Raw genomic sequence first — 26,421 nt, forward strand, 5'->3', positions numbered from 1 at the left:
GTCTGGCGGGTTTATTCGCCCTCGCCGAATTTGTCGTCGATCAGGGCGCGCAGCGCGTCCATGGCTTCCTGCTCGCGCTCGCCATCGGTTTCGATCGACACCTCGCTGCCGATGCCGGCGGCCAGCATCATCACGCCCATGATGCTCTTGGCGTTGACGCGGCGGCCGCCCTTGGCCATCCAGACTTCGCACGGGAAACTGCCCGCCAGCTTGGTGAGTTTGGCCGAGGCGCGCGCATGCAGGCCAAGCTTATTGCTGATGGTGATGTTGCTCTGAATCATTCGGAGTGGGTCGTCGGCTCTGGTTTTGCGGCCCGGTGGCCGCCACGGACATCACGCCCTGGGCGCCGCCAGCCAGCGCGCGCGCGGCCATGGCTTCCAGCGGCTCGGCGCGGTAGCTCATGGCGCGCAGCGCCATGGGCAGGTTGGCCCCGGCGATCAGGCGGGTGCGCACGCCATCGACCAGCCGCTGCGCCACGTTGCAGGGCGTGGCGCCAAAGATGTCGGTCAGCACCAGCACCTCGTCGCTGGGCAGGGCGGCCAGCGCGTGTTGCGCCTGGGCGAGGGAAGCCTCAGGCTCAGCCTGGGCCTGGATATCGACCGCCGCCACCGCGTCGGCGGCGTCGGGGAAACAGTGCAGCACGCCTTCGCGCAAGGCGTTGGCCAGCGGGGCGTGCGCAATGATGAGGACGGCGTTCATTTCAGCACCCGGCGCGCGCCGCCCGCACGAAGGCCGCGCCGTGGGCTGGGGTGCCCTTCAGCGGGGCGCAGGGGTGGCAACGCATGGGGTGGATAGTAGTCAACAGGAGCCGATTATCCGCCGCGCGCTGCCAGCGTGAATGCCCCTGCCCGGCCAGGCCACATCGGCTGCACAAGCCCACGGCGCGGTGCCGGCGCGCGCGACTTGCCGGCGCGACGCACTTCCGGCAGAGCCATGCCCCGGCCCATGCGCGACGGCGTCTGGCCAGCGCGCGCAGCAGATAGGTTGACCGATCCAGGCAAGGAGGAGCACGCCCGCCGCTCGCAGGCAAGATGACCCGCGCGCTTACCGCCACTTCAGCCCGGCGAAGAAGGCGTCGGCCACGTCCGGCTGGGGCTTTTCGCTGTACATCACCGCGTGCACCAGCTCGGTGGCGCCGCCTTCCGCGCTGCGGGCCGACCAGGCCGCCTGCGCATAGACGGGCCGGCCGCTGGGTGCATCGCCCTGCGCCACCACCCGCTGCGCGTGGGGCAGTGGCAGGCCGGCGGCGGGGTGAAAGGGCTGCCGCTGCACCTCGCCATGCGCCTTCATATTGCTGAGGGTGGCCTGCTGCCAGCCTTCCAGCAGCGCATCCGGCGCGCGGCCGGGTGGCACCACGGCCGCCATCACTGCGAACGTGGTGCCGCCCGCATCGCAACCCATCACCACCAGATCGGTGGGCGCGCCGCCCAGCGGCACGCTGCGTTCAGCGCGGTCGGGCTTGCAGGGCAGCAGGGCATGGGCGCCAGTGGGCGGCAGGGGCAGCTCGCGCCAATTGAGGGTGGGTGTGCAGGCGGTCAGGGCCATCCACAGCGCTGCCGCGGCCCACGCTGGCGCGAACGTGCGGGCGATCTTGCGGATCCCGCGGCGAAGGCCGCCGGCGCGCGATGCGGCCAACGAGCAAAAAATGGGGCGCGAGCAGGCCATGCGGCGCATTATCGGCGCGGGCCTACGCCCCGTTGTCGCCCGCGCGGGACCGTGGCGCACAGGGCTGGGTGAGAATGAAGCCATGAACTCTTTGGATGGCATTCGCGTTCTGGATCTGTCTCGCGTGCTGGCAGGCCCGTGGTGCACGCAGACCCTGGCCGATCTGGGCGCCGACGTGATCAAGATCGAGCGGCCCGGCACGGGCGACGACACGCGCAGCTGGGGGCCGCCCTTCCTGCAGGCCGAAGGCGGCGGCGAATCGCAAGAATCGGCCTATTACCTGGGCGCCAACCGCAACAAGCGCTCGGTCACCTGCGACATCAGCCAGCCCGCGGGCCAGCAGCTGATCCGCGAGCTGGTGCCCCATTGCCACGTATTCATCGAAAACTTCAAGGTGGGCGACATGGCGCGCTACGGGCTGGATTACGACAGCCTGCGCGCCATCAACCCCGCGCTGGTGTACTGCAGCCTGACGGGCTTTGGCCAGACGGGGCCGTACGCGCCGCGCGCTGGGTACGACTACGCCGTGCAGGGCATGGGCGGGCTGATGAGCATCACCGGCGAGCGCGACGACCTGCCCGGCGGCGGCCCGCAGAAGGTGGGCGTGGCCGTGGCCGACCTGTTCACCGGCCTGTACAGCGCCGTGGGCATCCTGGCCGCGCTGCGCCACGCCGAACGCACCGGCGAAGGCCAGTACCTGGACATGGCGCTGCTGGACACGCAAACCGCCATGCTGGCCAACCTGGGCGCCAACTACCTCGTCAGCGGCAAGGTGCCGGGGCGCATGGGCAACGCGCACCAGAACATCGTGCCCTACCAGGTGTTCGAGGTGGCGCCCAAGCCCGATGGCAGCGCCGACCACATCATCCTGGCCGTCGGCAACGACGGGCAGTTTGCCAAGTTCTGCCAGGTGGCGGGACAGCCCGAGCTGGCGGCTGACCCGCGCTACGTTAAAAACGCCGATCGCGTGCGTAACCGCGGCGAACTTGTGCCGATCCTTACGCAAATCATGGCAACGCGCAGCAAGGCCGACTGGCTGGCCGCGCTGGAAGCGGCCAAGGTGCCCTGCGGCGCCATCAACAACCTGAGCGAGGTGTTTGACGACCCGCAGGTGCAGCAGCGCGGCATGGTCACCGAGTGGCAGCACCCGCTGAAGGCCGACCTGAAACTGGTGTCCAGCCCGCTGAAACTCTCGGCCACCCCCGTGCGCACCGACTTGCCGCCGCCGCTGCTGGGCCAGCACACGGACGAGGTGCTGGGCGAATTGCTGGGGCACGACGCGGCGCGGCTGGCGCAGCTGCGCGCGGATGGCGCCATCTGACGCGCTGCGGCCCGCAACCAGACAAACTATTGTTTTGATAGCTTCCAGCGCTCTGTGCGCCTGCGCCAGAGGCGTTTTTCTTAGCCAATACTGAAACCAAGGAACCGCACCATGGCCAACTACCTGCTCGTTCACGGCGCCTGGGGTGGCGCCTGGTATTGGCGCGACACGCTCGCCACGCTGATCCGCGCCGGGCACCGCGCCCATGCCGTCACGCTGACGGGCCTGGGCGAGCGCGCGCACCTGCTGACCCCCAGATCGACCTGGAAACGCACATCGCCGACGTGCTAGGCGCGCTGGAGGCAGAAGAGCTGAGCGACTGCATCCTGGTCGCCCATTCCTACGCCGGCATGCTGGGCACCGCCGTGGCCGACCGGCGCCCTGGCCGCCTGCGCCACCTGGTTTACGTAGATGCCGTGCTGCCCAAGCCAGGCGAAAGCTGGAGCAGCGCCCACAGCGAGGCCACGCGCGCCCAGCGCCTGGGCGGCGCGCAGGCCAACGCGCAGTACGCCATCCCCGCCCCGCCGCCAGACGCTTTTGGCCTGACCGGCCCGCTGGCCGACTGGGTGAACCGCCGCCAAACGCCGCACCCCGGCCACACCTACACGCAGCCGCTGCAGTTTGACCCCGCGCGCGTCGCCGCCGTGCCGCGCAGCTTCATCAGCTGCACCGCGCCCCAACTGGCCACCATCGACCCTTCGCGCCAACGCATTGCCGACCCGCAGTTCTGGGGCGGCCACTGGGCCGCTGGCGGCGGCGCGCGCGTGGTGGAAATGGCCACCGGGCACGACCCGATGCTGACCGAGCCGCAGGCGTTTCACGAATTGCTGCTGGGGCTGGGGCAGTAAGCGCCGCTTTGCGCGCCGCCCGTCATGGCGCCGGCGAATCGCCCTGTGCGGCGCGGCGCAAACCCCTGGAGCACTAACGCAACGGTCAGCCGAACTTACCGCGCTGCTTCGGGTCTACCCGGCTTCGGCCATCGCGCCGCGCCCTAGCCCGTGCCCATGCCGCCAGCGCGCGGACGCGCAACTGCCTAAAATGCCGACTGCACCATGAACACCTTTTCTTTCCGCTCCTTGGGTCTCGGCCTCGCTCTGGCCGGTTCGCTGGCCTTGGCCGGCTGCGGCCAGGACGCCGCGCCCCAATCCACCTTCGTCCTGCTGGACGGCAGCAGCCAGACCACGCAGTCGCTGCAAGGCAAGGTCACGTTGGTCAACTTCTGGGCCACCAGCTGCACCACCTGCGTGGCGGAGATGCCCGAAATTGTCGCCACTTACGACAAGTTCAAAGGCAAAGGCTACGAAACAGTGGCCGTGGCCATGCAGTACGACCCGCCCAGCTACGTCGTCAACTTCGCAGAAACGCGCAAGCTGCCGTTCAAGGTGGCGATCGACAACACCGGGGCCGTGGCGCAAGCCTGGGGCGACGTGAAGCTGACGCCCACCACCTTCGTGGTCAACAAGAAGGGCGAGATCGTCAAGCGCTACGTGGGTGCGCCCAATTTTGATGAGCTGCACAAGCTGATTGAAAAGCTGCTGGTTGAAGCCTGAGCGCTTCGCCGCAGGCCTGAGGCGCCTGCAGCGTCACCGCGTTACCCCAAAAAAGAAACCGCCCATGAGGCGGTTTTCTTATGCATTTTTGGCCGCCAGCGCACGTCAGACAAGCGCTGGCAGCTGCAGTTTTTATAGCGAAACGCAGTTGCCTGTGCAGGCGCCGCGCTGCGCGATCGAACTGGCTACGCTACTTATTTCTTGCGGAATTCGTCGTGGCAGGCCTTGCAGGTCTGCGCGGCCGGGCCGAAGCTGGCCTTGAGTTGGTCCAGGTTGCCGCTCTTGGCTGCCACGGCCAGCTTGCCGGTGGCGTCGACCATCTTGTCGTTCATTTCCTTGAACTTGGGCGCTGCCGTCCACACGACGGGCAGGGCGCGGGTGTTGCCAGTGTCCGAGCCGGCCACGAAGCCGTGGAAGGGCAGCTTGGCCACGGCGGCCAGCACGTCGCCATCGGCCGCTGCTGCGGCGGCGTCGTAAGGCGCACGGCCGGTGGCCATGCCGCCCAGGCGGCTGAAGTGGTGGCCCAGCACGCGGAAGGCGCTTTGGCGGTACTGGATGGCGTCTTCGGCCTTGGCGAACTGCGCTGCGGCGGGCAGGGCGGTCAGCAGGCTGGCGGCGGCCAGGGACAGGATCAACACGGTCTTGTTTTTCATGGGAGGCGCTCCGTCGGAGTCGTTGGTGATGGGAAGTCCGGCGCACAAGTGGGGACGTTCTACGGCGCACCTGTGCTGGTGCCGGGCAGAATGCTACCTTCACCGCAAGAAAACCGGCGCTCACCAGCGCCGGTTTTCGTTCAAATGGCCACACCCCCACGCTGCTTCAGGAGAGCCGATGACCACCGTCCGTATCTGGGACTTGCCCACCCGACTGTTTCACTGGGCGCTGGCAGCCTGCGTGATCGGCCTGGTCGTGACCGCCAAGGTGGGTGGCGACGCGATGAACTGGCACTTCAGGCTGGCGTACGCGGTGTTCACGCTGTTGGTGTTTCGTGTGCTGTGGGGCTTGGTGGGCGGCCACTGGTCGCGCTTTGCCACGTTTTTCCCCACGCCGGGGCGCATCGCGCGCTATCTGGGCGGACGCGCGCCCGCCAGCGAAACCGCCGGCCATTCGGCCGTGGGCGCCTTGTCGGTGTTGGCGATGATGGCGGCGCTGGTTCTGCAAGTGGCCAGCGGTTTGTTCACCGACGACGAGATCGCCTTCGCCGGCCCGTTAACGTCGCTCGTTTCGGGCGACTGGGTCAGCCGCGCGACCACCTGGCACAAGGGCTGGGGGCAGTACCTGGTGATCGGGCTGGTCGTGCTGCACGTGGTGGCCGTGTTTGCGTACCTGGCGCGGCGCAAGAACCTGATTGGCCCCATGCTGACCGGCGACAAGCGCGTGGCCGATGGCGTGGCCCTGCCGTCTTCGCGCGATGGCGCTGGCAACCGTGTGCTGGCGCTGGTGCTGCTGGCCGTGTCGGCCGGTGTGGTCTATGCCGTGGTGCAACTGGGCGCGGCCCCGGCGCTGGGCTAAACTGGGTCGCAGCCGCTGGCGCCGTGCGCGTCAGCGGCATCTTTCAAGCTTTTTTGAACGCCCGTGGATACCCGCCCGCCCGTTGACATTGTTGTGGCCACCAGCGCCGACCAGATCGCCCAGGCGCGCGAACTGTTCGCGGAATACGCCAGCCTGCTGGGCGTAGACCTGGACTTCCAGGATTTCGAGGCCGAGCTGGCCCGCCTGCCCGGCGACTACGCCGCGCCGCGCGGCACGCTGCTGCTGGCCATGGTCGATGGCGAACTGGCCGGCTGCTGCGCGCTGCGGCCCATTGACGATGTGGATTACGCGAACGCCGCCGAGATGAAGCGCCTGTTCGTGCGCAAGGCATTCCGGCGCTTTGGCCTGGGCCGCCAGCTGGCCGAATCGGTGCTGGCCGCCGCGCTGCAGCTGGGTTACGACAGCGTCTTGCTGGACACGCTGGACGACATGGAATCGGCCCGGGCGCTGTACGAAGACCTGGGCTTCGAGCCCATCCCACCCTACTACCACAACCCCCTGCCAGGCGCGCACTACCTGAAGGTGGACTTGCAGGCCTAGGTTGCAGGATCACCGCGCTAGCGGCCACGGGTGGCGGCGTGATGCGCCGCAGCGGGGCGCGCTACGCTTTGGAATCAAATAAGCCGCCAGCGCCCTATGGACAAGCGCTAGCAGCTATCACTTTTAGAGCAAACCGGAGTCCAGGCGAATCAGGCCTTTGCCTGCGCCAGCATGGTGGCGCCGTCGCTCACCTCAAACTTGGCCGGCGCTTCCACGTTCAGCGTCACCACCTTGCCGTCCTTGACCAGCATCGAATAGCGGTTGCTGCGCAGGCCCAGGCCCTTGCCGTTCAAGTCGAGCGTCAAGCCGACGGCCTTGGCGAACGCGGCGTCACCATCGGCCAGCATGCGGATCTTGCCCTCGGTCTTCTGGTCGCGCGCCCACGCACCCATGACGAACGCGTCGTTCACCGACAGGCACCAGATCTCGTCCACGCCAGCGGCCTTCAGCGCGTCGGCGTTCTGCAGGTAGCTGGGCACGTGCTTGGCCGAGCAGGTCGGCGTGAAGGCGCCCGGCACGGCGAAGATGGCGAGGGTCTTGCCAGCGGCAGCCTGCGTGACATCGACGGGGTTCGGGCCCAGGCTGCAGCCGTTGCCTTCCACTTCCGAATACTCGGCCAGGGTCACGGCGGGCAGAGCGTCTCCAACTTGAATCATGGTGCAGTCCTTTTGAGTGAATAGGGCGGCGCAACGTACAGCGAGCGCCCAAAAAACAAAAACGACCCACATTGTGGGCCGTTTCGGGGCCCCGCACCGGGGCGGGGTCTTGGCGGTAGGAGCGGCTGCAAGGCCGAACCCCCGTGGCGCGCGGAATCAGACCGCGGCAGCCTTCTGCACCAGGCGCGTAGCGACCCAGTTCTTCGTCTTCGACAGCGGGCGGCTTTCGGTGATTTCCACCGTGTCGCCCATCTTGTATTCGCTGTTCTCGTCGTGCGCGTGGTACTTCGAGGAGCGAATCATGATCTTGCCGTAGATCGGGTGCTTGACGCGGCGCTCGATGAGCACGGTCACAGTTTTGTTGCGCTTGTCGCTGACGACCGTGCCGATCAGGGTGCGCTTGAGGGAGGGTTTGGCTTCCGTCATCACAGTCCTTACTTGGCGGCGGCTTGTTTCTCGGCGATCAGCGTTTTGGCGCGGGCGATCGCGCGGCGCGTTTCGCGCAGCTGGGCCGTGTTGTTGAGTTGCTGCGTGGCTTTTTGCATGCGCAGGTTGAAATGGGCCTTTTGCAGGTCCTTCACCTCGGCTTGCAGACCAGCCACGTCCTTGTTGCGCAGTTCAGCGGTTTTCATCTGGTGTTGCTCCTGATTACTGGCCGGTCATGCGCGCCACGAAGGTCGTGCGCAGGGGCAGCTTGGCGGCAGCCAGCTGAAATGCCTCGCGGGCCAGCGCCTCGGGCACACCCACGATTTCATACAGCACCTTGCCGGGCTGGATTTCAGCCACGTAGTACTCGGGGTTGCCTTTACCGTTACCCATACGAACTTCGGCGGGCTTGGTAGAAATTGGCTTGTCCGGGAATACGCGGATCCAGATGCGGCCACCGCGCTTGACGTGACGGGTGATGGCACGGCGAGCGGATTCGATCTGGCGCGCCGTCAGGCGACCACGGTCGGTGGACTTCAGGCCGAATTCGCCAAAGGCCACGGTATTGCCACGTGTGGCGATACCGGTGTTGCGGCCCTTGTGCTCCTTGCGGTACTTTCTGCGTGCAGGTTGCAGCATGTTTACTCTCCTTTGGCGCCGTCCGCTGCTGCAGCGGGCGCGGCTTTGCGGACGCGCTTAACGGCGGGTTGCGCGTCGGCGCCTGCGGCCTCAGCGGGTTTGTCGCTGCCGTCGGCCGGCGCGGCATGGGTGCCAGCACCGCCACGGCGGGGGCCACCACGGCCAGCGCGGTCGCCGCCAGGGCCACCACGGCCGTCACGACGCGGGCCACGCGGACCGCGACGCTCTTCGCCTTCGGGGCGCGGCGTGCTGTCCAGCGACGGGGCATCGTTACGGCCCAGCGTGTCGCCTTTGTAGACCCACACCTTGACACCGATGATGCCGTAGGTGGTCTTGGCTTCAGACGTGGCGTAGTCGATGTCGGCACGCAGCGTATGCAGCGGCACGCGGCCTTCGCGGTACCACTCGGTGCGTGCGATTTCGATGCCGTTCAGACGACCGGCGGACATGATCTTGATGCCCTGGGCACCCAGACGCATGGCGTTCTGCATCGCGCGCTTCATGGCGCGGCGGAACATGATCCGCTTTTCGAGCTGCTGCGTGATCGAGTCGGCGATCAGCTGGGCATCGACTTCAGGCTTGCGCACTTCTTCGATGTTGACGGCCACAGGCACGCCCAACTGGGCTGCCAGGTCCTTCTTCAGCTTCTCGATGTCTTCGCCTTTCTTGCCGATCACCACGCCCGGACGTGCCGAGTAGATGGTGATGCGGGCGTTCTTGGCGGGGCGCTCGATCAGAACGCGCGACACAGCGGCGTTCTTCAGCTTGGCCTTGAGGTACTCGCGCACCTTGATGTCTTCGGCCAGCATGCCGGCGAAGTCACGGTTGTTGGCATACCAACGGCTGGCCCAGTTGCGGCTCACCGCCAGGCGGAAACCGGTTGGGTGGATTTTTTGTCCCATAGTCTTTCCCGGCCTTCCTTAGTTGCCCACCGTCACGTACACATGGCACGTGGGCTTGGACAAGCGAGCGCCGCGGCCTTTGGCGCGGGCTGCCGAGCGCTTGAGCGTGGTGCCCTGCTCGACATAGATGGTCTTGACGCGAAGCTCGTCGATGTCGGCACCGTCGTTGTGCTCGGCGTTGGCGATGGCCGACTCCAGCACTTTCTTGATGATGCCGGCGGCTTTCTTCTGCGTGAAGGTGAGGGTGTTGAGCGCCTGATCCACTTTCTTGCCGCGAATCAGATCGGCCACCAGACGGCCCTTGTCGACCGACAGGCGTACGCCACGGAGGACTGCACGTGTTTCCATTGGTCCTGTTCCTTACTTCTTGGCTTTTTTGTCTGCCGCGTGACCTTTGAAGGTACGCGTCAGCGCAAATTCGCCGAGCTTGTGGCCAACCATCTGGTCGGTCACATAAACGGGCACGTGCTGCTTGCCGTTGTGCACGGCGATCGTCAGACCGATGAAATCGGGCAGGATCATGGAGCGACGCGACCAGGTTTTGACGGGCTTCTTGTCCTTCGTGGCCACGGCCTTGTCGACCTTGGCCAGAAGGTGGTGGTCCACAAACGGACCCTTCTTGAGAGAACGTGTCATTTGCGGAGGTCCTTACTTCTTGCGACGCGAAACAATCATGTTCTGCGTACGCTTGTTAGAACGGGTGCGATAGCCCTTGGTCAGGTTGCCCCATGGGTCAACAGGCTGGCGGCCCGACTTGCTTCGACCTTCACCACCACCCATCGGGTGATCGACCGGGTTCATCACGATACCGCGGACGGTCGGACGGATACCCATCCAGCGCTTCACACCGGCCTTGCCCAAACGGCGCAGGCTGTGCTCTTCGTTGGCGACTTCACCGATCGTGGCACGGCACTCGATGTGGATCTTGCGCACTTCGCCAGAGCGCATACGCACTTGAGCGTAGGTGCCTTCGCGCGCCAGCAGCGTGGCGGACGTACCGGCCGAGCGGGCGATCTGGGCACCAGCACCGGGCTTGAGCTCGATGCAATGGATGGTCGAACCCACCGGGATGTTGCGGATGGGCAGCGTGTTGCCGGCGCGGATCGGCGCTTCGGCGCCGCTCAGCAGCTGGCTGCCGACTTCCACACCGCGCGGGGCGATGATGTAGCGGCGCTCGCCATCGGCATAGCACACCAGCGCGATGTGCGCGCTGCGGTTCGGGTCGTACTCAACGCGTTCGACTTTGGCCGGAATGCCATCCTTGTCGCGACGGAAGTCGACGACGCGGTAGTGGTGACGATGACCACCGCCCTTGTGGCGGGTGGTGATGCGGCCGTTGTTGTTGCGGCCAGCCTTCTGGAATTGCGGCTCCAGCAGGGGCGCGAAACCTTCACCTTTGTGCAGGTGGTCGCGCGTGACCTTGATCATGGCGCGGCGGCCAGGCGAGGTCGGTTTGATCTTGATGACGGCCATGGTTTACGCAGCCTCCCCAGACAGGTTCAGCTCTTGACCTTCCTTGAGCAGGACGTAGGCCTTGCGCACGTGGTCACGACGACCGATGGTGCGACCAAAGCGCTTGGTCTTGCCTTTGATGTTGGCCACGGACACGCCCTTGACTTCCACCTTGAACAGCAGTTCAACAGCGGCTTTGATTTCGGGCTTAGTCGCGTCGCGCAGCACCTTGAAGGTGACGGCATTGGACTTTTCGGCCACCAGCGTGGCCTTTTCGGAGATCACCGGAGCGATGAGGACCTGCATCAGGCGGCCTTCGTCGAACTGGCGCTCTTTCGGAGTCGGATTGATGCGGCTCATGCGAACATCTCCTTGAGCTTGTCGATGGCACCCTTGGTGACCAGCACCTTCTTGTAGTGCACCAGCGACACGGGATCGGCGTAACGCGGCTCGATCACCAGCACGTTGCCCAGGTTGCGCGAAGCCAGGTACAGGTTTTCGTCGACTTCATCGGCGATCACGAGCACGGAATCGAGCTTCATGGACTTGAAGCGGGCGGCCAGCTGCTTGGTCTTGGGCGAATCGACCTTGATCGAGTCCACCACGGCCAGGCGGCCTTCACGCGCCAGCTGGGAGAAGATGGACGCCATGCCGGCGCGGTACATCTTCTTGTTGATCTTCTGGGCGAAGTTCTCTTCCGGGCTGTTCGGGAAGGTGCGACCACCCCCGCGCCACAGCGGCGAGGACGTCATACCGGCGCGGGCATTACCCGTACCTTTTTGGCGGAACGGCTTCTTGGTCGAGTGCTTGACCTGTTCGCGATCTTTCTGAGCGCGCGTACCTTGGCGGGCATTGGCCTTGTAGGCCACCACCAGCTGGTGCACCAGCGCTTCGTTGTAGTCGCGGCCGAACAGCGTTTCAGGGGCATCCACCTTGGAGGCAGCCTGACCTTGTTCGTTGAGGAGTTCGAGTTGCATGGATTACGCCTCCTCTTTCGCTTTGCCTTCCGGCGCCTTGACGGCCGGACGCACGGTCACGAAACCGCCGCGCGAACCAGGGACAGCGCCCTTGATCAGCAGCAGCTGGCGTGCTTCGTCGACGCGAACGACATCCAGGTTCTGGGTGGTGACAGTCTCATCGCCCATGTGACCGGTCATCTTCTTGCCCGGGAACACGCGGCCAGGATCCTGCGCCATGGAGATCGAGCCCGGCACGTTGTGCGAACGGCTGTTACCGTGCGACGCGCGCTGCGAGCTGAAGTTGTGGCGCTTGATGGTACCGGCGTAGCCTTTACCGATCGAGGTGCCTTGCACGTCGACTTTCTGGCCAGCGGCAAACACGTCGGCCACGGGCACGGCGGCGCCAGCGGCGTATTTGCCGGCGACGGCGTCGTCCACGCGGAATTCCTGGGTGATTTCACCGGCTTCGACACCCGCCTTGGCGAGGTGGCCGGCTTGGGGCTTGGACACGCGCGAGGCTTTGCGTGCGCCAAACGTGACCTGCAGGGCCACGTAGCCATCGTTTTCCTGGGTTTTGACCTGGGTAACGCGGTTGTTCGACACATCGACCACCGTGACGGGCACTGCATCGCCGTCATCGGTGAACAGACGCATCATGCCCACCTTGCGCCCCAGCAACCCCAATCGATTGCTTTGACTCATTTATTGCTCCTGAACTCTCGCCGCGCCTGCTGCAATTGGCCTGCGCGTTTGGAATGCGAAAGAGGGTTGAAAAGTCTTGCCCAAAAAAGGCAAGCCTGAAATTATAACGCGGACATTGCCGATACGGCAAGTCCGCGCTTGGGTGGCCTGGAAGGCGCCGTACGGCGCTTCCCGTTACACCATCACTGCAGCTTGATTTCGACGTCCACGCCGGCCGGCAGATCCAGCTTCATCAGCGCGTCGACGGTCTTGTCGGTGGGATCGACGATGTCCATCAGACGCTGATGCGTACGGATCTCGAACTGGTCGCGGCTGGTCTTGTTGACGTGCGGCGAACGCAAGATGTCGAAGCGCTTCATGCGCGTAGGCAGGGGCACGGGGCCCTTGACCACGGCGCCGGTGCGCTTGGCGGTGTCAACGATCTCAGCTGCCGACTGGTCGATCAGCTTGTAATCAAATGCCTTCAGGCGGATACGGATCTTTTGCTTGGCCATGTCCGTTCACCTCACGCAATGATCTTGGCGACGACGCCAGCGCCCACGGTACGGCCGCCTTCGCGGATAGCGAAGCGCAGGCCTTCTTCCATGGCGATGGGGGCGATCAGCTTGACGGTGATCGACACGTTGTCGCCAGGCATCACCATTTCTTTGTCAGCGGGCAGCTCGATGCTGCCGGTGACGTCGGTGGTGCGGAAGTAGAACTGCGGACGGTAGTTGTTGAAGAAGGGCGTGTGACGGCCGCCTTCGTCTTTGCTCAGCACATAGACCTCACCGACGAATTCGGTGTGGGGCTTGATGGAGCCGGGCTTGCACAGCACTTGGCCGCGCTCGACTTCTTCGCGTTTGGTGCCGCGCAGCAGGATACCGACGTTGTCGCCAGCTTGGCCTTGGTCGAGCAGCTTGCGGAACATCTCGACGCCGGTGCAGGTGGTTTTCTGCGTGGGCTTGATGCCGACGATTTCGATTTCTTCGCCGACTTTGATGATGCCGCGCTCGATACGACCGGTCACGACGGTGCCGCGGCCGGAGATGGAGAACACGTCTTCCACGGGCATGAGGAAGGCGCCGTCGATGGCGCGCTCAGGCGTGGGGATGTAGGTGTCCAGGGCGTCGGCCAGCTTCATGATGGCTTGTTCGCCCAGCTCGCCGGTGTCGCCTTCCAGGGCCAGTTTGGCCGAGCCTTTGATGATGGGGGTGTCATCGCCGGGGAATTCGTATTTGGAGAGCAGCTCGCGCACTTCCATTTCGACGAGTTCGAGCAGTTCGGCGTCGTCGACCATGTCGGCCTTGTTCAGGAACACGATGATGTAGGGCACGCCAACCTGACGGCTCAGCAGGATGTGCTCGCGCGTTTGGGGCATGGGGCCGTCAGCGGCCGAGCACACCAGGATGGCGCCGTCCATCTGGGCGGCGCCGGTGATCATGTTTTTCACATAGTCGGCGTGGCCAGGGCAGTCCACGTGGGCGTAGTGGCGGTTGGCGGTTTCGTATTCGACGTGGGCGGTGTTGATGGTGATGCCGCGCGCTTTTTCTTCGGGCGCTGCGTCAATCTGGTCGTAGGCCTTGGCCTCGCCACCGAATTTCTTGGACAGCACCGTGGCAATGGCCGCGGTCAGTGTCGTCTTGCCGTGGTCCACGTGACCAATCGTGCCCACGTTCACGTGCGGCTTGCTACGCTCAAATTTCTCTTTTGCCATTTCAACTTACTCCGAAAAAGAACAGATACCCGTGTGTCGGTTTTAGGTCTGCACCCGGATGCCTTGAATCGCGCTGCACGGGCACGGCGCGGACTCCGGATCGCAGACCGACGGGCAACCACCCGTCAGCTATCAATAAAGTAGCTGCTCGCGCTTGTTGCACAAGCGCTGCAGCCACTTTTCACTCACATCACTTGGCGCGGGCAGCCACGATGGCGTCGGCCACGTTCTTCGGCGCTTCAGCGTAGTGCTTGAACTCCATCGTGTACGTCGCACGGCCTTGCGTGGCCGAGCGCAGATCGGTCGAGTAGCCGAACATTTCCGACAGCGGCACTTCGGCCTTGATGACCTTGCCACCGCCGACCATGTCGTCCATGCCCTGCACCATGCCGCGGCGAGACGACAAGTCGCCCATCACCGTGCCGGCGTAGTCTTCCGGCGTTTCGACTTCCACCGCCATCATGGGCTCCAGAATCACGGGCGTCGCCTTGCGGGCGGCTTCCTTGAAACCGAAGATGGCGGCCATCTTGAACGCCTGCTCGGACGAGTCCACGTCGTGGTACGAACCGAAGGTCAACGTGACTTTCACGTCCACCACCGGGTAGCCAGCCAGCACGCCGGAGGTCAGCGCTTCTTCGACACCCTTCTGCACCGCAGGGATGTACTCGCGAGGCACCACACCGCCCTTGATGGCGTCGACGAACTCGAAGCCCTTGCCAGGCTCTTGCGGCTCCAGCGTGAACACGACGTGACCGTACTGGCCCTTACCGCCCGACTGACGCACGAACTTGCCTTCGACGTCGGTGACCGTCTTGCGCACGGTTTCGCGGTAGGCCACCTGGGGCTTGCCCACGTTGGCTTCCACGCCGAATTCGCGCTTCATGCGATCCACGATGATCTCGAGGTGCAGCTCGCCCATGCCGGCGATGATGGTCTGGCCCGATTCCTCGTCGGTGCGTACCCGGAAGGAGGGATCCTCGGCGGCCAGGCGCGACAGGGCGATACCCATCTTCTCCTGGTCGGCCTTGGTCTTGGGCTCGACGGCCTGCGCGATCACGGGCTCGGGGAACACCATGCGCTCGAGCACGATGGGGGAACCCACATCGCACAGGGTTTCACCGGTGGTCACGTCCTTCAGACCAACGCATGCAGCGATGTCGCCAGCGCGAATTTCTTCCACTTCGATACGCTCGTTCGCCATCATCTGCACGATACGGCCGATGCGTTCCTTCTTGCCCTTGACCGAGTTGAACACGGTGTCGCCCTTGCTCAGCACGCCGGAATAGACGCGCACGAAGGTCAACTGGCCCACGAACGGGTCGGTCATCAGCTTGAATGCCAGCGAAGAGAACTTCTCACCGTCATCGGCCTTGCGCGACAGCTTCTTCTCTTCGTCGTCAGGATCGGTGCCTTCCACGTCCGGGATGTCCACGGGCGAGGGCAGGTAGTCGATCACGGCGTCCAGCATGCGCTGCACGCCCTTGTTCTTGAACGCGGTGCCGCACAGCATGGGCTGGATTTCGACCGCCAGCGTGCGCGCGCGCAGTCCGGCCTTGATGTCGGCTTCCGAAAGGTCGCCTTCTTCAAGGTATTTGTTCATCAGGTCTTCGCTGGCTTCGGCAGCCGACTCGACCATCTTCTCGCGCCATTCCTTGGCGGTGTCGACCAGTTCGGCAGGAATGTCCTGGTAGTCGAACTTCATGCCTTGCGAAGCCTCGTCCCAGATGATCGCTTTCATCTTGACCAGGTCGACCACGCCTTTGAAGCCTTCTTCCGCGCCGATGGGGATCACGACCGGAACGGGGTTGCCGTTCAGGCGCGTCTTGATCTGGTCGACGACCTTGAAGAAGTTGGCACCGGTGCGGTCCATCTTGTTGACGAACGCCAGACGCGGCACCTTGTACTTGTTGGCCTGACGCCACACCGTCTCGGACTGCGGCTGCACGCCACCCACGGCGCAGTACACCATGCAGGCACCGTCCAGCACGCGCATGGAACGCTCCACCTCGATGGTGAAGTCCACGTGTCCGGGGGTGTCGATGATGTTGAAGCGGTGCTCCGGGTAGGACATGTCCATACCCTTCCAGAAGCAGGTGACTGCTGCGGAAGTGATGGTGATGCCGCGCTCTTGCTCCTGCTCCATCCAGTCGGTCGTGGCCGCGCCGTCATGCACCTCGCCCAGCTTGTGGGTCACGCCGGTGTAGAACAGGATGCGCTCGGTCGTCGTGGTCTTGCCAGCGTCGATGTGCGCGGAGATGCCGATGTTGCGATAGCGCTCGATGGGGGTCTTGCGAGCCATGATGAGTCCTTGGTTGTTCGCTCTTTTGAAGCAGGCCACGCGTGGGCGCGGCGGAAACGGTTTGCGGAGCCCTTAATCAGCACAAGGCCGCGGCGTGTACACGACACGCGAGCGGCCTTCGATGCACTGAGCAGAGCCCCGGTGCTCTGATGGTCAGATCAGAATCGGAAGTGGCTGAACGCCTTGTTGGCTTCGGCCATGCGGTGCACTTCGTCACGCTTTTTCATGGCACCGCCGCGACCTTCGTTGGCCTCCAGCAGTTCGTTGGCCAGGCGCATCGCCATGGATTTTTCACCGCGCTTGCGGGCGGCTTCCTTGATCCAGCGCATCGACAGCGCCAGGCGGCGCACGGGACGCACTTCCACGGGCACCTGGTAGTTGGCGCCACCGACGCGGCGAGACTTGACCTCGACCATCGGCTTGACGTTGTTGATGGCGATGACGAAGAGCTCCAGCGGGTCTTTGCCGCTTTTCTTCTCCATTTGCTCGAGCGCGCCGTAAATGATGCGCTCGGCAACCGCCTTCTTGCCGCCTTCCATGATGACGTTCATGAATTTGGACAGCTCGACATTGCCGTACTTGGGATCCGGCAGGATTTCACGTTTAGGGACTTCGCGACGACGTGGCATGTTTCACCTCATGTTTGCTTCAGCTGGCTGGCGGAAAAGTCCTGTATTCCCGACAACCCTGCAGACCCATCCAGGGACCGCACTTACTCGACCTTTGTTCAAGGTCACTACGCTGGAATCGAAGCCATTCGATTCGAGCACCGAAAAATGACGAAAGCGTTTAGGCCTTCTTGGGGCGCTTGGCGCCGTACTTGGAGCGCGACTGCTTGCGGTCTTTCACGCCTTGCAAGTCAAGCGAGCCGCGCACGATGTGGTAGCGCACGCCGGGCAAATCCTTGACCCGGCCGCCGCGCACCAGCACCACGCTGTGCTCTTGCAGGTTGTGGCCTTCACCGCCGATGTACGAGATGACCTCGAAACCGTTGGTCAGACGCACTTTGGCGACTTTACGAAGCGCCGAGTTCGGCTTCTTCGGCGTCGTGGTGTACACGCGGGTGCACACGCCGCGACGCTGCGGCGAATTTTGCATCGCAGGGCTTTTGGATTTGGTCTTCTCGACCGTCCGCCCCTGACGCACCAGTTGACTGATGGTTGGCATTGAAAAACGTCCCTAAACGTCAAAAACAAACCGGCGCGTGCGGCCATAACAGCCCACGCGCGCGGCATGGAATTTTTCCGCCCCAATGCGGAAAAGCCTTCAATTGTAGCGCGGCTGCGGTTTTCCTGCAACGCAGCGCTACCAAGGGCGCAAGCTGCGCCCCGTTGGGCCGGTCAGCGGCCGCTTACTGGATCCACAGGCGCATGGCATCCCATGCGCGGCCGAGGAAGCCAGCTTCCTCCACCGGCTCGAGCGCCACCAGCGGCACTTCGGTCAGTTGCTGCTCGCCCAGCTTGACCTTGAGCGTGGCCACGCGCTGGCCCTGTTTGAAGGGGGCGATCAGCGGCTCAGGGCGGGCGACTTCGGTCTTGACTTGCCCAGCCATGCCAGAGGGCACTGCCACGATGATGGGGGTGCTGCTGCCCAGTTTCAATTCGGCCGTCTTGCCCTTCCAGACCTTGGGTGTGGCCACGGCCTTGCCGGCGTCGAACAGTTTCACACCTTCATAGGCGGTGTAGCCCCAGTTCAGCAGTTTTTGCGATTCGTTGGCGCGGGCGTTCTCGCTGGCGGTGCCGAGCACGACCGACAGCAGGCGGCGCCCCTGCAGGTTGGGGAAGTCGCGCTTGGCCGTGGCCACCAGGCAGTAGCCTGCGGCGTTGGTGTGGCCGGTTTTCAGGCCGTCGACGGTGGGATCACGGAACAGCAGCGCGTTGCGGTTGGTGTCGTTGCTGGCGGGCGTGCCCGGGTAGCGGTACTTCTTGATGGTGTAGTAGTGCACGTACTCGGGGAAGTCGGTCATCAGCCGCATGGCCAGCGTGGCCAAGTCGCGCGCAGTGGTGGTGTGGCCGGCCTCGGTCAGCCCCTCGGGGTTGCGGTAGCTGGTGTTTTTCATGCCCAGCGCCTTGGCCTGGTCGTTCATCAGCTGCACGAAGTGCTCGGCCGTGCCGCCCACGCCTTCGGCCAGGGCCATGGTGGCGTCGTTGCCGGACTGCACGATCATGCCCTTGATCAGGTCTTCCACGGGCACCTGCATCTTGGGGTCGATGAACATGCGCGAGCCGGGCATCTTCCAGGCGCGGTCGCTCACGGGCAGCGTCTGCGTCAGGCTGAGCTTCTTGGACTTGAGCGCGTCGAACACCAGGTAGGCGCTCATCAGCTTGGTGAGTGAGGCGGGCTCGACCGGCGTGTCGATCTCTTTGGAAGCCAGGATCTGGTGGGCCGACACGTCCATCAGCAGGTACGACTTGGCCGCCACTTCGGGTGGCTGCGGCGCCTGCTGCGCGTGAACGGCGGGGGCTGCGGCGGCCACCACGGCGAGCAGCGCGGTGCCCAGAAAGCGCGATAAGGATTGGAAAAGCATGGGTTTCACTACAAAAACTGAAGCTGCTGGCGCAGGCTGGACGGGCGCTAGAACCCGATTGGATGCTTAAAAATGATCAAGGCCGCAAGTGCCGCACGACCAGCGTCTTGAGCAGCGGCAATTGTCCGTGAAAGAAGTGTTCGCCGCCCGGCACCACGGTCACGGGCAGGCTTTGCGGGCGCGCCCAGTCCATGACCGAGGCCAGCGGCACGGTGTCGTCCAGCTCGCCGTGCACCACCAGGGTTTGCGGTTGCAGCTCGGGCGGGACGGGGGCCACGTCGAAGCGCGATGCGGCGGTGCCCACCAGCACCACGCCGTCGATCGGGCGGGGGCCGTGCAGGGCGGCCACGGCGCGGCTGGCCACGTAGGCGCCAAAGGAAAAACCGGCGATGACCAGCGCCTCGCCCGCGGGCGCCTGCGCGGCCACGGCGGCGAGCATGTCGTCCACCTCGCCACGGCCTTCGTCGTAGGCGCCGGCGCTGGCACCCACGCCGCGAAAGTTGAAGCGCAGCGCGCGCCAACCGCATTGCACGCAGGCGCGCGCCAGCGTTTGCACGACCTTGTTGGTCATGGTGCCGGCGAACAGCGGATGCGGGTGGGCGATGACGGCGGTGCCGCGCGCGGCGGCGAACTGCGCCGGGTCGGGCAAGTCGAGCAGCGCTTCGATGGCGCCGGCCGGGCCTTGCAGGGTCAGGGATTGCGTCTGGGCATTCATTTCGCTACGCAAATTATAGCTACCGCCACAGGCTGCGCTAGCGCTGGCGCGAGAAAAAGCCTGTAACAGGTGCCTTGCGCAAGCGGGCAGGGCGCCGGGCGGCGCGGGCGTTCAGCGGCCCAAGTCGGGCGGCGTCAGCAGGCGTTCCACCACCTTGCCGTCGCGCAGGTGGGATTCGACGATCTCGTCGATGTCGCTCTTGTCCACGTAGCTGTACCAGACAGCTTCGGGGTACACCACGGCGATGGGCCCGCCAGCGCAGCGGTCCAGGCAGCCGGCCTTGTTCACGCGCACCTTGCCCGGGCCAGAGAGCCCGGCCTGCTTGACGCGGGCCTTGCAGTGGTCGAACGCGGCCTGGGCGTCGTGGTCACCGCACGAGGCTTCGCCGTTCTCCCGCTGGTTCAGGCAAAAGAAGATGTGGCGCTGGTAATAAGAGGGCGATGGCGCGGAACTCATGGCGCGATTCTAGGGGGCGGGGCAGGCACTGGCGGCGGCGGGGTTTCCGTGGCGGGGGCATCGGCCGGGGGCGGCGCGGCGTCGGCGGTGGGCGCGGCGGGGGCGCTCAGGGCTTGGCCTGGCGGCGGCGCGATGGATGCGGGCGCCGCAACGTCGGGGGGCAAGGGCGTGGGGTGGTGGTCCGTGGTGACGGGCACGCCGGATGCGCTGGCAGCGGGCAGCGGCGCGGGTGAGGTCGACGGCTCGGTGGGCGGCGGCAAAAGCGCCGCATCCGCCGATTCGGCCTGAGCCGCTGGTGCAGCAGGCGTTGGCGCAGGCACCGCCGCAGCGATGGGCGCCGCCGCCTCTGGCTGCCCGCCGTCGGGCCGGCCCACGCGGCCGCCCAGGTACAGCAGCGCGACGTAGGGCCACAGCCAGCCCACCCATTGCGCCAGGCCGTTGAAGTGGATGAAGCGCCCCTGCTCCCACTGCTGCAGCGTCAGTGAAAAGTACGCGCTCTCGGGCGCCGCGTTCAGCATGACCAGCTGCGCGATCAACACCGCCACCAGCAGCACCACGCACACCCGGCCGGGCAGCAGCGCCGTGAGCGCCGCGGCGAACACCGCCGCCAGCAGGCCCAGCTCTACCGGCGCGCTGATCCAGGCCCAGGCGTGGATGGGGCCGTAGCTCAGCCCCGCCGACAGCGCCGACACCAGCACGCCCGCGATCAACGCCATGGCGGCAAACAGCAGGCGCCGCCCCTTGTGGCGAATGACGGTGTAGCCCAGCAGGCAAGGCACCAGCGCGCCCAGCGCCACGCAGGTCAGCTCCACGCCCGGCAGCAGCGGCTGCAGATCCAGCTCGCGCAGGGGAAGCCATTCCAGAAAGGGCGTGTCGACCAGCAGGTTGGCCAGGCCTTCTTCCAGCCGCTCATACACCTGGCCCAGGCCAAAGGCCACTGGCGCCGGAAACAGCAGGCCCACGGGCCACAACGCCAGCAGCACCAGGGCGCCGCGCGAATCGCGCACGAACCAGCGCGCCCGAAAGCGCCGCCAGCGGTCGATGGCGCCCAGCCGCGCCAGCACGGCGGCAGTCAATGCGCCCAGCAGCCCGCCCGCGGCGTTGAAGCCCAGGTCCACGTTCGACGCCACCCGCGTGGGCAGGTACGACTGCAGCGACTCCATCACGAACGACAGCCCGGCCGCTACCAGTGTGGCCAGCACCACCGCCAGCCAGCGCTGCCGCAGGCGCTGCAGCATCGCCAGCGTCAGCAGAAAGCCGAACGGCATGTAGCCGATGAGGTTGGAGATCAGGTCAAACCGCGTCCAGTACTGCGGCCAGGGCGCGTTCAGGTAGGCCCACGGGGCGATGCCCTGGTCGCGCCAGCCGGTGAACGGAAACAGGCTGGCGTAGACGATCAGCGTGGCGTAAACCAGCGCCAGGGGCAGGGCGGCCGATTTGTAGCGGTGCATGGCGCGCGGGCGCGGCCGTTCAGAACGGTTTGACGACCACCAGCATCACGGCCGCCAGCAGCAGCAGCACCGGCACTTCGTTGAACCAGCGGAACCACCGGTGGCTGTGCATCGGCTCGCCGCGCTGGCTTTGCGCCAGCAGGCGGCCGCACCACGCGTGGTAGGCGATCAGCAGCAGCACGATCAGCAGCTTGGCGTGCAGCCAGCCGTTGCCCGGCCCGCGCCCGATGCCGTAACCCAGCCACAGCCACAGCCCCAGGCCGATGGCGGGCACCGCCAGCAGGGTCATGAAGCGGTAGAGCTTGCGCGACATCAGCAGCAGCCGCTCGCGCTCGGCCACGGAACCCGGCGGCACCATGGCCAGGTTGACGTAGATGCGTGGCAAATAGAACAGACCGGCGAACCAGCTGGTCACGAAGACGATGTGCAGTGCCTTGACCCAGAGCATGCGCCCGAGTGTAGCGACCGCATCGCGCCCCGCCCGCCGTAGAACCACGCATCGGCCGGGCAGAAAAAACCCCGGCACGAGGGCCGGGGTTAAAAAGCCTGTCTGCTGTCACACGTCGAGGCTCCCGCTCAGGGAGGAAAAGCGGGGAGCGGCAAGCCGCTCGACTCGCAATATAGCAAAAGTAGTCATCACGAACAAACGAATTAGCCGCCAAATGTTTGCATACTTATCATCTTCGCCACACGGGTTTACCCTAGTGCTGGGATGGAGGCCTGCGCGCGTTGGGGCACAATTTTCCCCATGACAGCCCCAATTGCCCCCTTCCCATCCCTGCGGCCGCGCCGCCTGCGCCGCGACGACTTCACCCGCCGGCTGGTGCGCGAGCACGCCTTGTCGGTCAACGACCTGATCTACCCGGTGTTCGTGCTGGACGGCAAGGGCCGGCGCGAGCCGGTGCCCTCCATGCCGGGCGTCGAGCGCGTGTCGCTCGACCAGCTGCTGCCGGTGGCCGAGGATTGCGTGGCGCTGGGCATTCCGGTGCTGGCGCTGTTCCCCGTGATCGACGCGAAGCTCAAGGACGACAAGGGCAGCGAAGCCACCAACCCGCGCGGGCTGATCCCGCGCGTGGTCAAAGAGCTGAAAAAGCGCTTTCCCGAGCTGGGCGTGCTGACCGACGTGGCGCTGGACCCGTACACCAGCCACGGCCAGGACGGCTGGCTGGACAAATCCGGCTACATCCTGAACGACGAAACCGTGGGCCAGCTGGTCAAGCAGGCGCTGACGCAGGCCGCCGCCGGCGTGGACATCGTCGCGCCCAGCGACATGATGGACGGGCGCATCGGCGCCATCCGCGAAGCGCTGGAGGCCAAGGGCCACATCCACACCCGCATCATGGCCTACAGCGCCAAGTACGCCAGCGCGTTCTACGGCCCGTTCCGCGACGCGGTGGGCTCGTCCGCCAACCTGGGTAAAAGCAATAAAAAGGTCTACCAGATGGACCCGGGCAACACCGACGAGGCGCTGCGCGAAGTGGCGATCGACCTGGCCGAGGGCGCCGACATGGTGATGGTCAAGCCCGGCATGCCCTACCTGGACATCGTGCGCCGCGTGAAGGACGAATTCCACGTGCCCACCTTCGCCTACCAGGTCAGCGGCGAATACGCCATGCTGAAGGCCGCCGCGCAGAACGGCTGGCTGGACCACGACCAGGTGGTGATGGAATCGCTGCTGGCCTTCAAGCGCGCGGGCGCCGACGGCGTGCTGACCTACTTTGCGCGCGACGCGGCCCGTTTGCTATTGAATAAATAGCTGCCAGCGCAGGCTGCACCAGCGCCAGAACCACCTTTTACGCAAAGAATCCATCCGTGCAGATTGTTGAGTTCACCGCGGGCAGCCTGCGTTTTGCCGAAGGCGTGCCCGGGCAGGCGCCGGCCGACGGCTTTGTCTGGGTCTACCTGGACCGCGCCGAATACCTGACGCGCGCGGTCGAGCTGCAAGGCATCGCGCAGCGCCTGGGCGGCTCGCCGCTGCTGGACGTGCACGTGAAGGACCTGGCCAGCGACGTGCACCCCTCGGGCTACGACGCCACATCGGTGTACGACCTGATCATCTTCCGCCGCCTGGCCACCGCCAGCGAAGTGCGGCCCGGCAGCGCCGAGGCGGCAGCGGCGCGCACCACCGCAGACGCCGTGGCCGCGGCGGCCTCAAGCGGCGGGGCAGGCGCGTCGGTGGCCAGCGCGTACGCGCGCATCGAATCCCACCCGGTGGGCTTTGCCGTGTTTGACCGGCTGCTGATCAGCGTGCACCCCGGCGGCTGCAACGTGGCCAAAAACTACGTGCAACGCTTTCTGGATGACGCCAAGCTGAGCGTGGACGCGCTGGGCACGCGCACCCGCGTGCCGCAAAGCCCGGCCGATCTGACGCTGCGCATGGTCAACAACATGGTCGACAGCTACCTGGACCTGCGCAAGGACCTGACGGCCGCCATGGAGCACGCGCAAGGCGAGCTGCTCAAACCCACGCCCGACCAGGACACCTGGGGCGACATCATGTTCGCGCGCAAGCGCCTGCACGTGCTGCAGGACCTGTGCGAAGAGCAGCAGGACGCCATGCAGGAATGGCTGGACACGCTGCGCGAGCTGCCCCTGTCCAGCTACCACACCGACGCCGCGCAGGCGCTGGCGCGGCGCGACCAGCTGGTGGCCCGCGCGCGCGACGTGATGGAGCACATCGACCGCGTGCTGCACCACGCGCGGCGGCTGGAGCAATCGGCCGAAACCGCCGTGCAGATCCACTTTGCCGCCCAGGGCCAGCGCACCAACGACATCATGCGCACACTGACAGCGGTGACGGCCATCTTCCTGCCGCTGAACCTGTTCACCGGGTTTTTCGGCATGAATTTCGACCACCTGCCGCTGATCCACAGCACCGAAGGCATGTGGCTGGCGCTGGGCCTGCTGGCGCTGCTGGCCACGGGCATCTGGGTGATCTTCCGGCGACGGCGCTACATTGCGCCTGACGACCGCTGAAGGCACCGCACCCGCGTGCCATGCGCCGCCACCCTTGACCGGGCCTGCCCATGGACTCACTGGACCTGATCCAAACCTTTCGCGAAGTGGCCCAGCGCGGCAGCTTTGCGGCCGCGGCGCGCGCCACCGACATGTCGCCCGCCAACGTCAGCAAGTACATCGCCCAGCTGGAAAAGCGCTTTGGCGTGCGCCTGTTCAACCGCACCACGCGGCAGGTGTCGCTGACGGACGCGGGCCAGCTGCTGCTGGAGCGCAGCGGCGCCCTGCTGGAGCTGATCGACCTGACCGCCGACGAGCTGCACGAGCGCGCCACCAAGCCCAGCGGCCGCCTGTCCGTCACCGCGCCGCACGGGATGATGCTGACGCAGCTGCCTGAGCTGCTGGGCAACTTCATGCAGCGCTACCCCGATGTCAGCGTGGACCTGCGCGTCACCAACCGCGTGGTGGACCTGGCCGCCGACGGGGTGGATCTGGCGGTGCGCATCGGCCCCATTGAAGACGACAACATCATCGTGCGCCGCCTGGTGCCGCTGGACTACGTGGTGGCCGCCTCGCCCGAGTACTGGAACCGCCACGGGCGCCCGAGCCACCCCAGCGAGCTGGCGCAGCACGCGCAGCTGGCGTACGCGCTGCCGGGCGACACGCCGCACTGGCAGTTCACCGTGGACGGGCGCACGCAGAGCATCGCGCTGCAGCAGCCGCGCTTTTGCGCCACCGACGCCGCCCCGCTGCGCAAGCTGGCCGCGCAAGGGCTGGGCGTGATCTGGTCGCCGCGGCTGGCGATCTTCGAGGCGCTGGCGCGCGGCGATCTGGAAGCCGCGCTGCAAAACTTTTCGATTCAGGGCATGTGGGTCTATGCCGCCTACGCCCAGCGGCGCCACAACAGCGCCGCACTGCGCGCGCTGCTGGACTTCCTGGACGAGCGGCTGCGGGTGCGCGACGGCAAGATCCCGGTCATGCTTGAGCTGAGCACGCCACCCGACGCCCAGGCGCCGAAATCTGGCGAGGAGCCCAGGGAGAAAGCGCCCGCGAAACCTTCAGTGAAACCTGGGGCGAAACCGGCCGCCCAACGCGGCACCGGATCCAGCACGCCATTGGCGCCTCCGTCAGACGCGACGGCAGACGGCGCGCCTGCGCCCGGCCCCGCCCGCAAGGCGCCGCGCAAGAAGGCCTGAGCCCCCCGCGCCGCATCCGGGCGCGCAAACTGGGGGCACGTCACCTGCGCGCCACGAAGGCGCCCGCGCCCTCAACCCACGTGCTGCGCCAGAAAGGCCAGCGTGCGCTCCAGCGCCTGCTGCGCCGCCGCCGCGTCGTAGGCCGGGCGCTGGTCGCAGTTGAAACCGTGGTGTGCGGGGTAGATGAACACCTGCACGGCCGGGTGCGCCTGCTGCAGCGCCTTCACGCCGTCCAGCGGTACCGAGCCGTCGTTGTCCGACAGGTGCGCCATCACCGGCACCTTGGGCTGGCGCGCGATTTCGGCCGGCTGCGTCATGCCGCCGCCGTAGTAGGGCACGGCGGCCGACAGGCCCGTGGCCAGCGCCGCCGCGCGCCACGCCCACAGGCCGCCCCAGCAGTAGCCGACGACGGCCACCTTCTGGCCGCCGCTGGCCTGCGCGGCGTAGTCGATCGCGCCCTGAACGTCGGGCAGCACGCCGGGCGCGGGCAGCGCTTCGGCCTTGACCTTGAGCTGGATGCCCGCCTTCACCTCGGCGTCGGTATAGCCCATGTCCACGCCCGGCTGCACGCGCTGGAACAACGCGGGCGCGACGGCCAGGTAGCCGGCGCGCGCGTAACCGTCGGCCACGTCGCGGATGTGCGAGTTGACGCCAAAGATCTCTTGCAGCACCACCACCGCGCCGCGCGGCGCGCCCTCCGGCTGGGCCACGTAGGCGGGCAGTTTCTGGCCGTCGGCCGCGGTGATTTCAAGCATCTGTCCCATGGTGGATTAACTCCTGT

The 26,421-nt window shown here is 65.9% G+C and carries 33 protein-coding genes and 2 pseudogenes; 9 read left to right on the top strand and 26 right to left on the bottom strand.

The features are described 5' to 3' along the window. Positions 1-11: 11 nt before the first annotated feature. The 3 genes from C6570_RS02395 to C6570_RS02405 form a co-directional block, all read right to left on the bottom strand. Positions 12-281 (bottom strand): HPr family phosphocarrier protein, encoded by a 270-nt coding sequence (locus C6570_RS02395; RefSeq protein ID WP_106701717.1) that lies wholly within the window; start codon positions 279-281, stop codon positions 12-14. Further along, entirely contained in the window at positions 250-699 is a 450-nt protein-coding gene (locus C6570_RS02400) for a PTS sugar transporter subunit IIA (protein ID WP_106701719.1), read from the bottom strand. Before C6570_RS02400 ends, C6570_RS02395 begins: the two co-directional genes overlap by 32 nt. Before the next feature lie 345 nt (positions 700-1,044). Beyond that, positions 1,045-1,545, bottom strand: coding sequence for a hypothetical protein (locus C6570_RS02405; protein ID WP_123812191.1), 501 nt, complete (start codon positions 1,543-1,545; stop codon positions 1,045-1,047). Positions 1,546-1,747: 202 nt separating this feature from the next. Here C6570_RS02405 and C6570_RS02410 point away from each other — a divergent pair, with 202 nt between their 5' ends. From C6570_RS02410 to C6570_RS02420, 4 genes and pseudogenes are all read left to right on the top strand, one after another. After that, positions 1,748-2,986 carry a CaiB/BaiF CoA transferase family protein gene (locus C6570_RS02410; RefSeq protein ID WP_106701723.1) on the top strand — a complete coding sequence of 413 codons (1,239 nt, stop codon included), beginning with the start codon at positions 1,748-1,750 and terminating at the stop codon, positions 2,984-2,986. 111 nt (positions 2,987-3,097) lie between these two features. Further along, positions 3,098-3,181 (top strand): annotated as a pseudogene (locus C6570_RS18605) (alpha/beta fold hydrolase); the annotation flags it as partial. Continuing rightward, entirely contained in the window at positions 3,145-3,834 is a 690-nt protein-coding gene (locus C6570_RS02415) for an alpha/beta fold hydrolase (RefSeq protein ID WP_106701725.1), read from the top strand. The pseudogene C6570_RS18605 and the gene C6570_RS02415, both read left to right, overlap by 37 nt. Positions 3,835-4,038: 204 nt before the next feature. After that, positions 4,039-4,536, top strand: a complete 498-nt coding sequence (locus tag C6570_RS02420; protein ID WP_106701727.1) for a TlpA disulfide reductase family protein — start codon at positions 4,039-4,041, stop codon at positions 4,534-4,536. A gap of 194 nt (positions 4,537-4,730) precedes the next feature. On the opposite strand, the gene C6570_RS02425 is transcribed toward C6570_RS02420, so the two are convergent. Then, positions 4,731-5,189, bottom strand: coding sequence for a c-type cytochrome (locus tag C6570_RS02425; RefSeq protein WP_106701729.1), 459 nt, complete (start codon positions 5,187-5,189; stop codon positions 4,731-4,733). 178 nt (positions 5,190-5,367) lie between these two features. Between C6570_RS02425 and C6570_RS02430 the strand changes: the two genes are divergently transcribed. Together C6570_RS02430 and C6570_RS02435 are read left to right on the top strand one after the other, a co-directional pair. Continuing rightward, positions 5,368-6,048: a cytochrome b/b6 domain-containing protein gene (locus C6570_RS02430; protein ID WP_106701731.1), complete on the top strand. Its 681-nt coding sequence runs from the start codon at positions 5,368-5,370 to the stop codon at positions 6,046-6,048. Between the two features lie 87 nt (positions 6,049-6,135). Beyond that, positions 6,136-6,609, top strand: a complete 474-nt coding sequence (locus C6570_RS02435) for a GNAT family N-acetyltransferase (RefSeq protein ID WP_425437917.1) — start codon at positions 6,136-6,138, stop codon at positions 6,607-6,609. A gap of 149 nt (positions 6,610-6,758) precedes the next feature. Here the strand turns inward: C6570_RS02435 and C6570_RS02440 are convergent, their stop codons facing one another. The 21 genes and pseudogenes from C6570_RS02440 to C6570_RS02540 all read right to left on the bottom strand — a co-directional run bounded on the left by C6570_RS02440 (position 6,759) and on the right by C6570_RS02540 (position 21,937). Then, entirely contained in the window at positions 6,759-7,265 is a 507-nt protein-coding gene (locus C6570_RS02440) for a peroxiredoxin (RefSeq protein ID WP_106701735.1), read from the bottom strand. A gap of 156 nt (positions 7,266-7,421) precedes the next feature. Next, positions 7,422-7,691 (bottom strand): 30S ribosomal protein S17, encoded by a 270-nt coding sequence (gene rpsQ, locus C6570_RS02445; protein ID WP_106701737.1) that lies wholly within the window; start codon positions 7,689-7,691, stop codon positions 7,422-7,424. An 8-nt stretch (positions 7,692-7,699) separates the two neighbouring features. Next, complete coding sequence (gene rpmC, locus C6570_RS02450; RefSeq protein ID WP_106701739.1) at positions 7,700-7,897, bottom strand: 50S ribosomal protein L29; 198 nt, start codon at positions 7,895-7,897, stop codon at positions 7,700-7,702. 16 nt (positions 7,898-7,913) lie between these two features. Continuing rightward, on the bottom strand, positions 7,914-8,330 hold the full coding sequence (rplP, locus tag C6570_RS02455) for a 50S ribosomal protein L16 (protein WP_106701741.1): 417 nt from the start codon (positions 8,328-8,330) through the stop codon (positions 7,914-7,916). A gap of 2 nt (positions 8,331-8,332) precedes the next feature. Further along, positions 8,333-9,232, bottom strand: a complete 900-nt coding sequence (rpsC, locus tag C6570_RS02460; protein ID WP_106701743.1) for a 30S ribosomal protein S3 — start codon at positions 9,230-9,232, stop codon at positions 8,333-8,335. Positions 9,233-9,250: 18 nt separating this feature from the next. Continuing rightward, complete coding sequence (rplV, locus tag C6570_RS02465; protein WP_106701745.1) at positions 9,251-9,580, bottom strand: 50S ribosomal protein L22; 330 nt, start codon at positions 9,578-9,580, stop codon at positions 9,251-9,253. A gap of 12 nt (positions 9,581-9,592) precedes the next feature. Further along, positions 9,593-9,868, bottom strand: coding sequence for a 30S ribosomal protein S19 (gene rpsS / locus C6570_RS02470; protein WP_028603962.1), 276 nt, complete (start codon positions 9,866-9,868; stop codon positions 9,593-9,595). 12 nt (positions 9,869-9,880) lie between these two features. After that, positions 9,881-10,705 carry a 50S ribosomal protein L2 gene (gene rplB, locus C6570_RS02475; protein ID WP_106701747.1) on the bottom strand — a complete coding sequence of 275 codons (825 nt, stop codon included), beginning with the start codon at positions 10,703-10,705 and terminating at the stop codon, positions 9,881-9,883. A 3-nt stretch (positions 10,706-10,708) separates the two neighbouring features. Next, the gene (gene rplW, locus C6570_RS02480; RefSeq protein WP_106701749.1) at positions 10,709-11,044 is read right to left on the bottom strand and encodes a 50S ribosomal protein L23; all 336 of its coding nucleotides are present in this window, start codon (positions 11,042-11,044) and stop codon (positions 10,709-10,711) included. Next, positions 11,041-11,661 (bottom strand): 50S ribosomal protein L4, encoded by a 621-nt coding sequence (gene rplD / locus C6570_RS02485; protein ID WP_106701751.1) that lies wholly within the window; start codon positions 11,659-11,661, stop codon positions 11,041-11,043. The genes rplW and rplD overlap by 4 nt, the downstream gene beginning before the upstream one ends. A gap of 3 nt (positions 11,662-11,664) precedes the next feature. After that, positions 11,665-12,345: a 50S ribosomal protein L3 gene (gene rplC / locus C6570_RS02490; protein WP_106701752.1), complete on the bottom strand. Its 681-nt coding sequence runs from the start codon at positions 12,343-12,345 to the stop codon at positions 11,665-11,667. Positions 12,346-12,527: 182 nt separating this feature from the next. Further along, entirely contained in the window at positions 12,528-12,839 is a 312-nt protein-coding gene (rpsJ, locus tag C6570_RS02495) for a 30S ribosomal protein S10 (RefSeq protein WP_106701754.1), read from the bottom strand. 11 nt (positions 12,840-12,850) lie between these two features. Further along, on the bottom strand, positions 12,851-14,041 hold the full coding sequence (gene tuf, locus C6570_RS02500) for an elongation factor Tu (RefSeq protein ID WP_106701453.1): 1,191 nt from the start codon (positions 14,039-14,041) through the stop codon (positions 12,851-12,853). A 190-nt stretch (positions 14,042-14,231) separates the two neighbouring features. Next, positions 14,232-16,340, bottom strand: a complete 2,109-nt coding sequence (gene fusA / locus C6570_RS02505; protein ID WP_106701756.1) for an elongation factor G — start codon at positions 16,338-16,340, stop codon at positions 14,232-14,234. A gap of 158 nt (positions 16,341-16,498) precedes the next feature. Further along, positions 16,499-16,969: a 30S ribosomal protein S7 gene (gene rpsG / locus C6570_RS02510; RefSeq protein WP_106701758.1), complete on the bottom strand. Its 471-nt coding sequence runs from the start codon at positions 16,967-16,969 to the stop codon at positions 16,499-16,501. Between the two features lie 160 nt (positions 16,970-17,129). Beyond that, on the bottom strand, positions 17,130-17,507 hold the full coding sequence (rpsL, locus tag C6570_RS02515; RefSeq protein WP_106701760.1) for a 30S ribosomal protein S12: 378 nt from the start codon (positions 17,505-17,507) through the stop codon (positions 17,130-17,132). A 184-nt stretch (positions 17,508-17,691) separates the two neighbouring features. Continuing rightward, the gene (locus C6570_RS02520; RefSeq protein ID WP_106701762.1) at positions 17,692-18,867 is read right to left on the bottom strand and encodes a D-alanyl-D-alanine carboxypeptidase family protein; all 1,176 of its coding nucleotides are present in this window, start codon (positions 18,865-18,867) and stop codon (positions 17,692-17,694) included. 76 nt (positions 18,868-18,943) lie between these two features. Then, positions 18,944-19,582: an alpha/beta hydrolase gene (locus C6570_RS02525; protein WP_106701764.1), complete on the bottom strand. Its 639-nt coding sequence runs from the start codon at positions 19,580-19,582 to the stop codon at positions 18,944-18,946. Between the two features lie 111 nt (positions 19,583-19,693). Then, positions 19,694-20,038, bottom strand: a complete 345-nt coding sequence (locus tag C6570_RS02530; protein WP_106701766.1) for a (2Fe-2S) ferredoxin domain-containing protein — start codon at positions 20,036-20,038, stop codon at positions 19,694-19,696. Between the two features lie 353 nt (positions 20,039-20,391). Beyond that, positions 20,392-21,489: pseudogene (locus tag C6570_RS02535) on the bottom strand (VanZ family protein); the annotation flags it as partial. A gap of 19 nt (positions 21,490-21,508) precedes the next feature. Then, the gene (locus C6570_RS02540) at positions 21,509-21,937 is read right to left on the bottom strand and encodes a CopD family protein (protein ID WP_106701767.1); all 429 of its coding nucleotides are present in this window, start codon (positions 21,935-21,937) and stop codon (positions 21,509-21,511) included. A gap of 300 nt (positions 21,938-22,237) precedes the next feature. On the opposite strand from C6570_RS02540, the gene hemB reads away from it, so the two are divergent. From hemB to C6570_RS02555, 3 genes are read left to right on the top strand one after another with little or no spacing between them, the layout of a single operon-like run. Next, complete coding sequence (gene hemB / locus C6570_RS02545) at positions 22,238-23,245, top strand: porphobilinogen synthase (protein ID WP_211297632.1); 1,008 nt, start codon at positions 22,238-22,240, stop codon at positions 23,243-23,245. 56 nt (positions 23,246-23,301) lie between these two features. Beyond that, the gene (locus C6570_RS02550) at positions 23,302-24,465 is read left to right on the top strand and encodes a magnesium transporter CorA family protein (protein WP_106701771.1); all 1,164 of its coding nucleotides are present in this window, start codon (positions 23,302-23,304) and stop codon (positions 24,463-24,465) included. 50 nt (positions 24,466-24,515) lie between these two features. Continuing rightward, positions 24,516-25,640, top strand: coding sequence for a LysR family transcriptional regulator (locus tag C6570_RS02555; protein WP_106701773.1), 1,125 nt, complete (start codon positions 24,516-24,518; stop codon positions 25,638-25,640). 71 nt (positions 25,641-25,711) lie between these two features. Here C6570_RS02555 and C6570_RS02560 read toward each other — a convergent pair whose 3' ends face one another. Beyond that, complete coding sequence (locus C6570_RS02560) at positions 25,712-26,404, bottom strand: dienelactone hydrolase family protein (RefSeq protein ID WP_106701775.1); 693 nt, start codon at positions 26,402-26,404, stop codon at positions 25,712-25,714. Between the last annotated feature and the right edge of the window lie 17 nt (positions 26,405-26,421).

The organism is Ottowia oryzae, assembly GCF_003008535.1.
Taxonomy (GTDB): Bacteria; Pseudomonadota; Gammaproteobacteria; order Burkholderiales; family Burkholderiaceae_C; genus Ottowia; species Ottowia oryzae.

Bases quoted from the DNA above. Each gene is read 5' to 3' on its own strand.
- C6570_RS02395 (WP_106701717.1), bottom strand. From the start codon at position 281: ATGATTCAGAGCAACATCACCATCAGCAATAAGCTTGGCCTGCATGCG.
- C6570_RS02400 (WP_106701719.1), bottom strand. From the start codon at position 699: ATGAACGCCGTCCTCATCATTGCGCACGCCCCGCTGGCCAACGCCTTG.
- C6570_RS02405 (WP_123812191.1), bottom strand. From the start codon at position 1,545: ATGGCCCTGACCGCCTGCACACCCACCCTCAATTGGCGCGAGCTGCCC.
- C6570_RS02410 (WP_106701723.1), top strand. From the start codon at position 1,748: ATGAACTCTTTGGATGGCATTCGCGTTCTGGATCTGTCTCGCGTGCTG.
- C6570_RS02420 (WP_106701727.1), top strand. From the start codon at position 4,039: ATGAACACCTTTTCTTTCCGCTCCTTGGGTCTCGGCCTCGCTCTGGCC.
- C6570_RS02425 (WP_106701729.1), bottom strand. From the start codon at position 5,189: ATGAAAAACAAGACCGTGTTGATCCTGTCCCTGGCCGCCGCCAGCCTG.
- C6570_RS02430 (WP_106701731.1), top strand. From the start codon at position 5,368: ATGACCACCGTCCGTATCTGGGACTTGCCCACCCGACTGTTTCACTGG.
- C6570_RS02440 (WP_106701735.1), bottom strand. From the start codon at position 7,265: ATGATTCAAGTTGGAGACGCTCTGCCCGCCGTGACCCTGGCCGAGTAT.
- rpsQ (WP_106701737.1), bottom strand. From the start codon at position 7,691: ATGACGGAAGCCAAACCCTCCCTCAAGCGCACCCTGATCGGCACGGTC.
- rpmC (WP_106701739.1), bottom strand. From the start codon at position 7,897: ATGAAAACCGCTGAACTGCGCAACAAGGACGTGGCTGGTCTGCAAGCC.
- rplP (WP_106701741.1), bottom strand. From the start codon at position 8,330: ATGCTGCAACCTGCACGCAGAAAGTACCGCAAGGAGCACAAGGGCCGC.
- rpsC (WP_106701743.1), bottom strand. From the start codon at position 9,232: ATGGGACAAAAAATCCACCCAACCGGTTTCCGCCTGGCGGTGAGCCGC.
- rplV (WP_106701745.1), bottom strand. From the start codon at position 9,580: ATGGAAACACGTGCAGTCCTCCGTGGCGTACGCCTGTCGGTCGACAAG.
- rpsS (WP_028603962.1), bottom strand. From the start codon at position 9,868: ATGACACGTTCTCTCAAGAAGGGTCCGTTTGTGGACCACCACCTTCTG.
- rplB (WP_106701747.1), bottom strand. From the start codon at position 10,705: ATGGCCGTCATCAAGATCAAACCGACCTCGCCTGGCCGCCGCGCCATG.
- rplW (WP_106701749.1), bottom strand. From the start codon at position 11,044: ATGAGCCGCATCAATCCGACTCCGAAAGAGCGCCAGTTCGACGAAGGC.
- rplD (WP_106701751.1), bottom strand. From the start codon at position 11,661: ATGCAACTCGAACTCCTCAACGAACAAGGTCAGGCTGCCTCCAAGGTG.
- rplC (WP_106701752.1), bottom strand. From the start codon at position 12,345: ATGAGTCAAAGCAATCGATTGGGGTTGCTGGGGCGCAAGGTGGGCATG.
- rpsJ (WP_106701754.1), bottom strand. From the start codon at position 12,839: ATGGCCAAGCAAAAGATCCGTATCCGCCTGAAGGCATTTGATTACAAG.
- tuf (WP_106701453.1), bottom strand. From the start codon at position 14,041: ATGGCAAAAGAGAAATTTGAGCGTAGCAAGCCGCACGTGAACGTGGGC.
- fusA (WP_106701756.1), bottom strand. From the start codon at position 16,340: ATGGCTCGCAAGACCCCCATCGAGCGCTATCGCAACATCGGCATCTCC.
- rpsG (WP_106701758.1), bottom strand. From the start codon at position 16,969: ATGCCACGTCGTCGCGAAGTCCCTAAACGTGAAATCCTGCCGGATCCC.
- rpsL (WP_106701760.1), bottom strand. From the start codon at position 17,507: ATGCCAACCATCAGTCAACTGGTGCGTCAGGGGCGGACGGTCGAGAAG.
- C6570_RS02520 (WP_106701762.1), bottom strand. From the start codon at position 18,867: ATGCTTTTCCAATCCTTATCGCGCTTTCTGGGCACCGCGCTGCTCGCC.
- C6570_RS02525 (WP_106701764.1), bottom strand. From the start codon at position 19,582: ATGAATGCCCAGACGCAATCCCTGACCCTGCAAGGCCCGGCCGGCGCC.
- C6570_RS02530 (WP_106701766.1), bottom strand. From the start codon at position 20,038: ATGAGTTCCGCGCCATCGCCCTCTTATTACCAGCGCCACATCTTCTTT.
- C6570_RS02540 (WP_106701767.1), bottom strand. From the start codon at position 21,937: ATGCTCTGGGTCAAGGCACTGCACATCGTCTTCGTGACCAGCTGGTTC.
- hemB (WP_211297632.1), top strand. From the start codon at position 22,238: ATGACAGCCCCAATTGCCCCCTTCCCATCCCTGCGGCCGCGCCGCCTG.
- C6570_RS02555 (WP_106701773.1), top strand. From the start codon at position 24,516: ATGGACTCACTGGACCTGATCCAAACCTTTCGCGAAGTGGCCCAGCGC.
- C6570_RS02560 (WP_106701775.1), bottom strand. From the start codon at position 26,404: ATGGGACAGATGCTTGAAATCACCGCGGCCGACGGCCAGAAACTGCCC.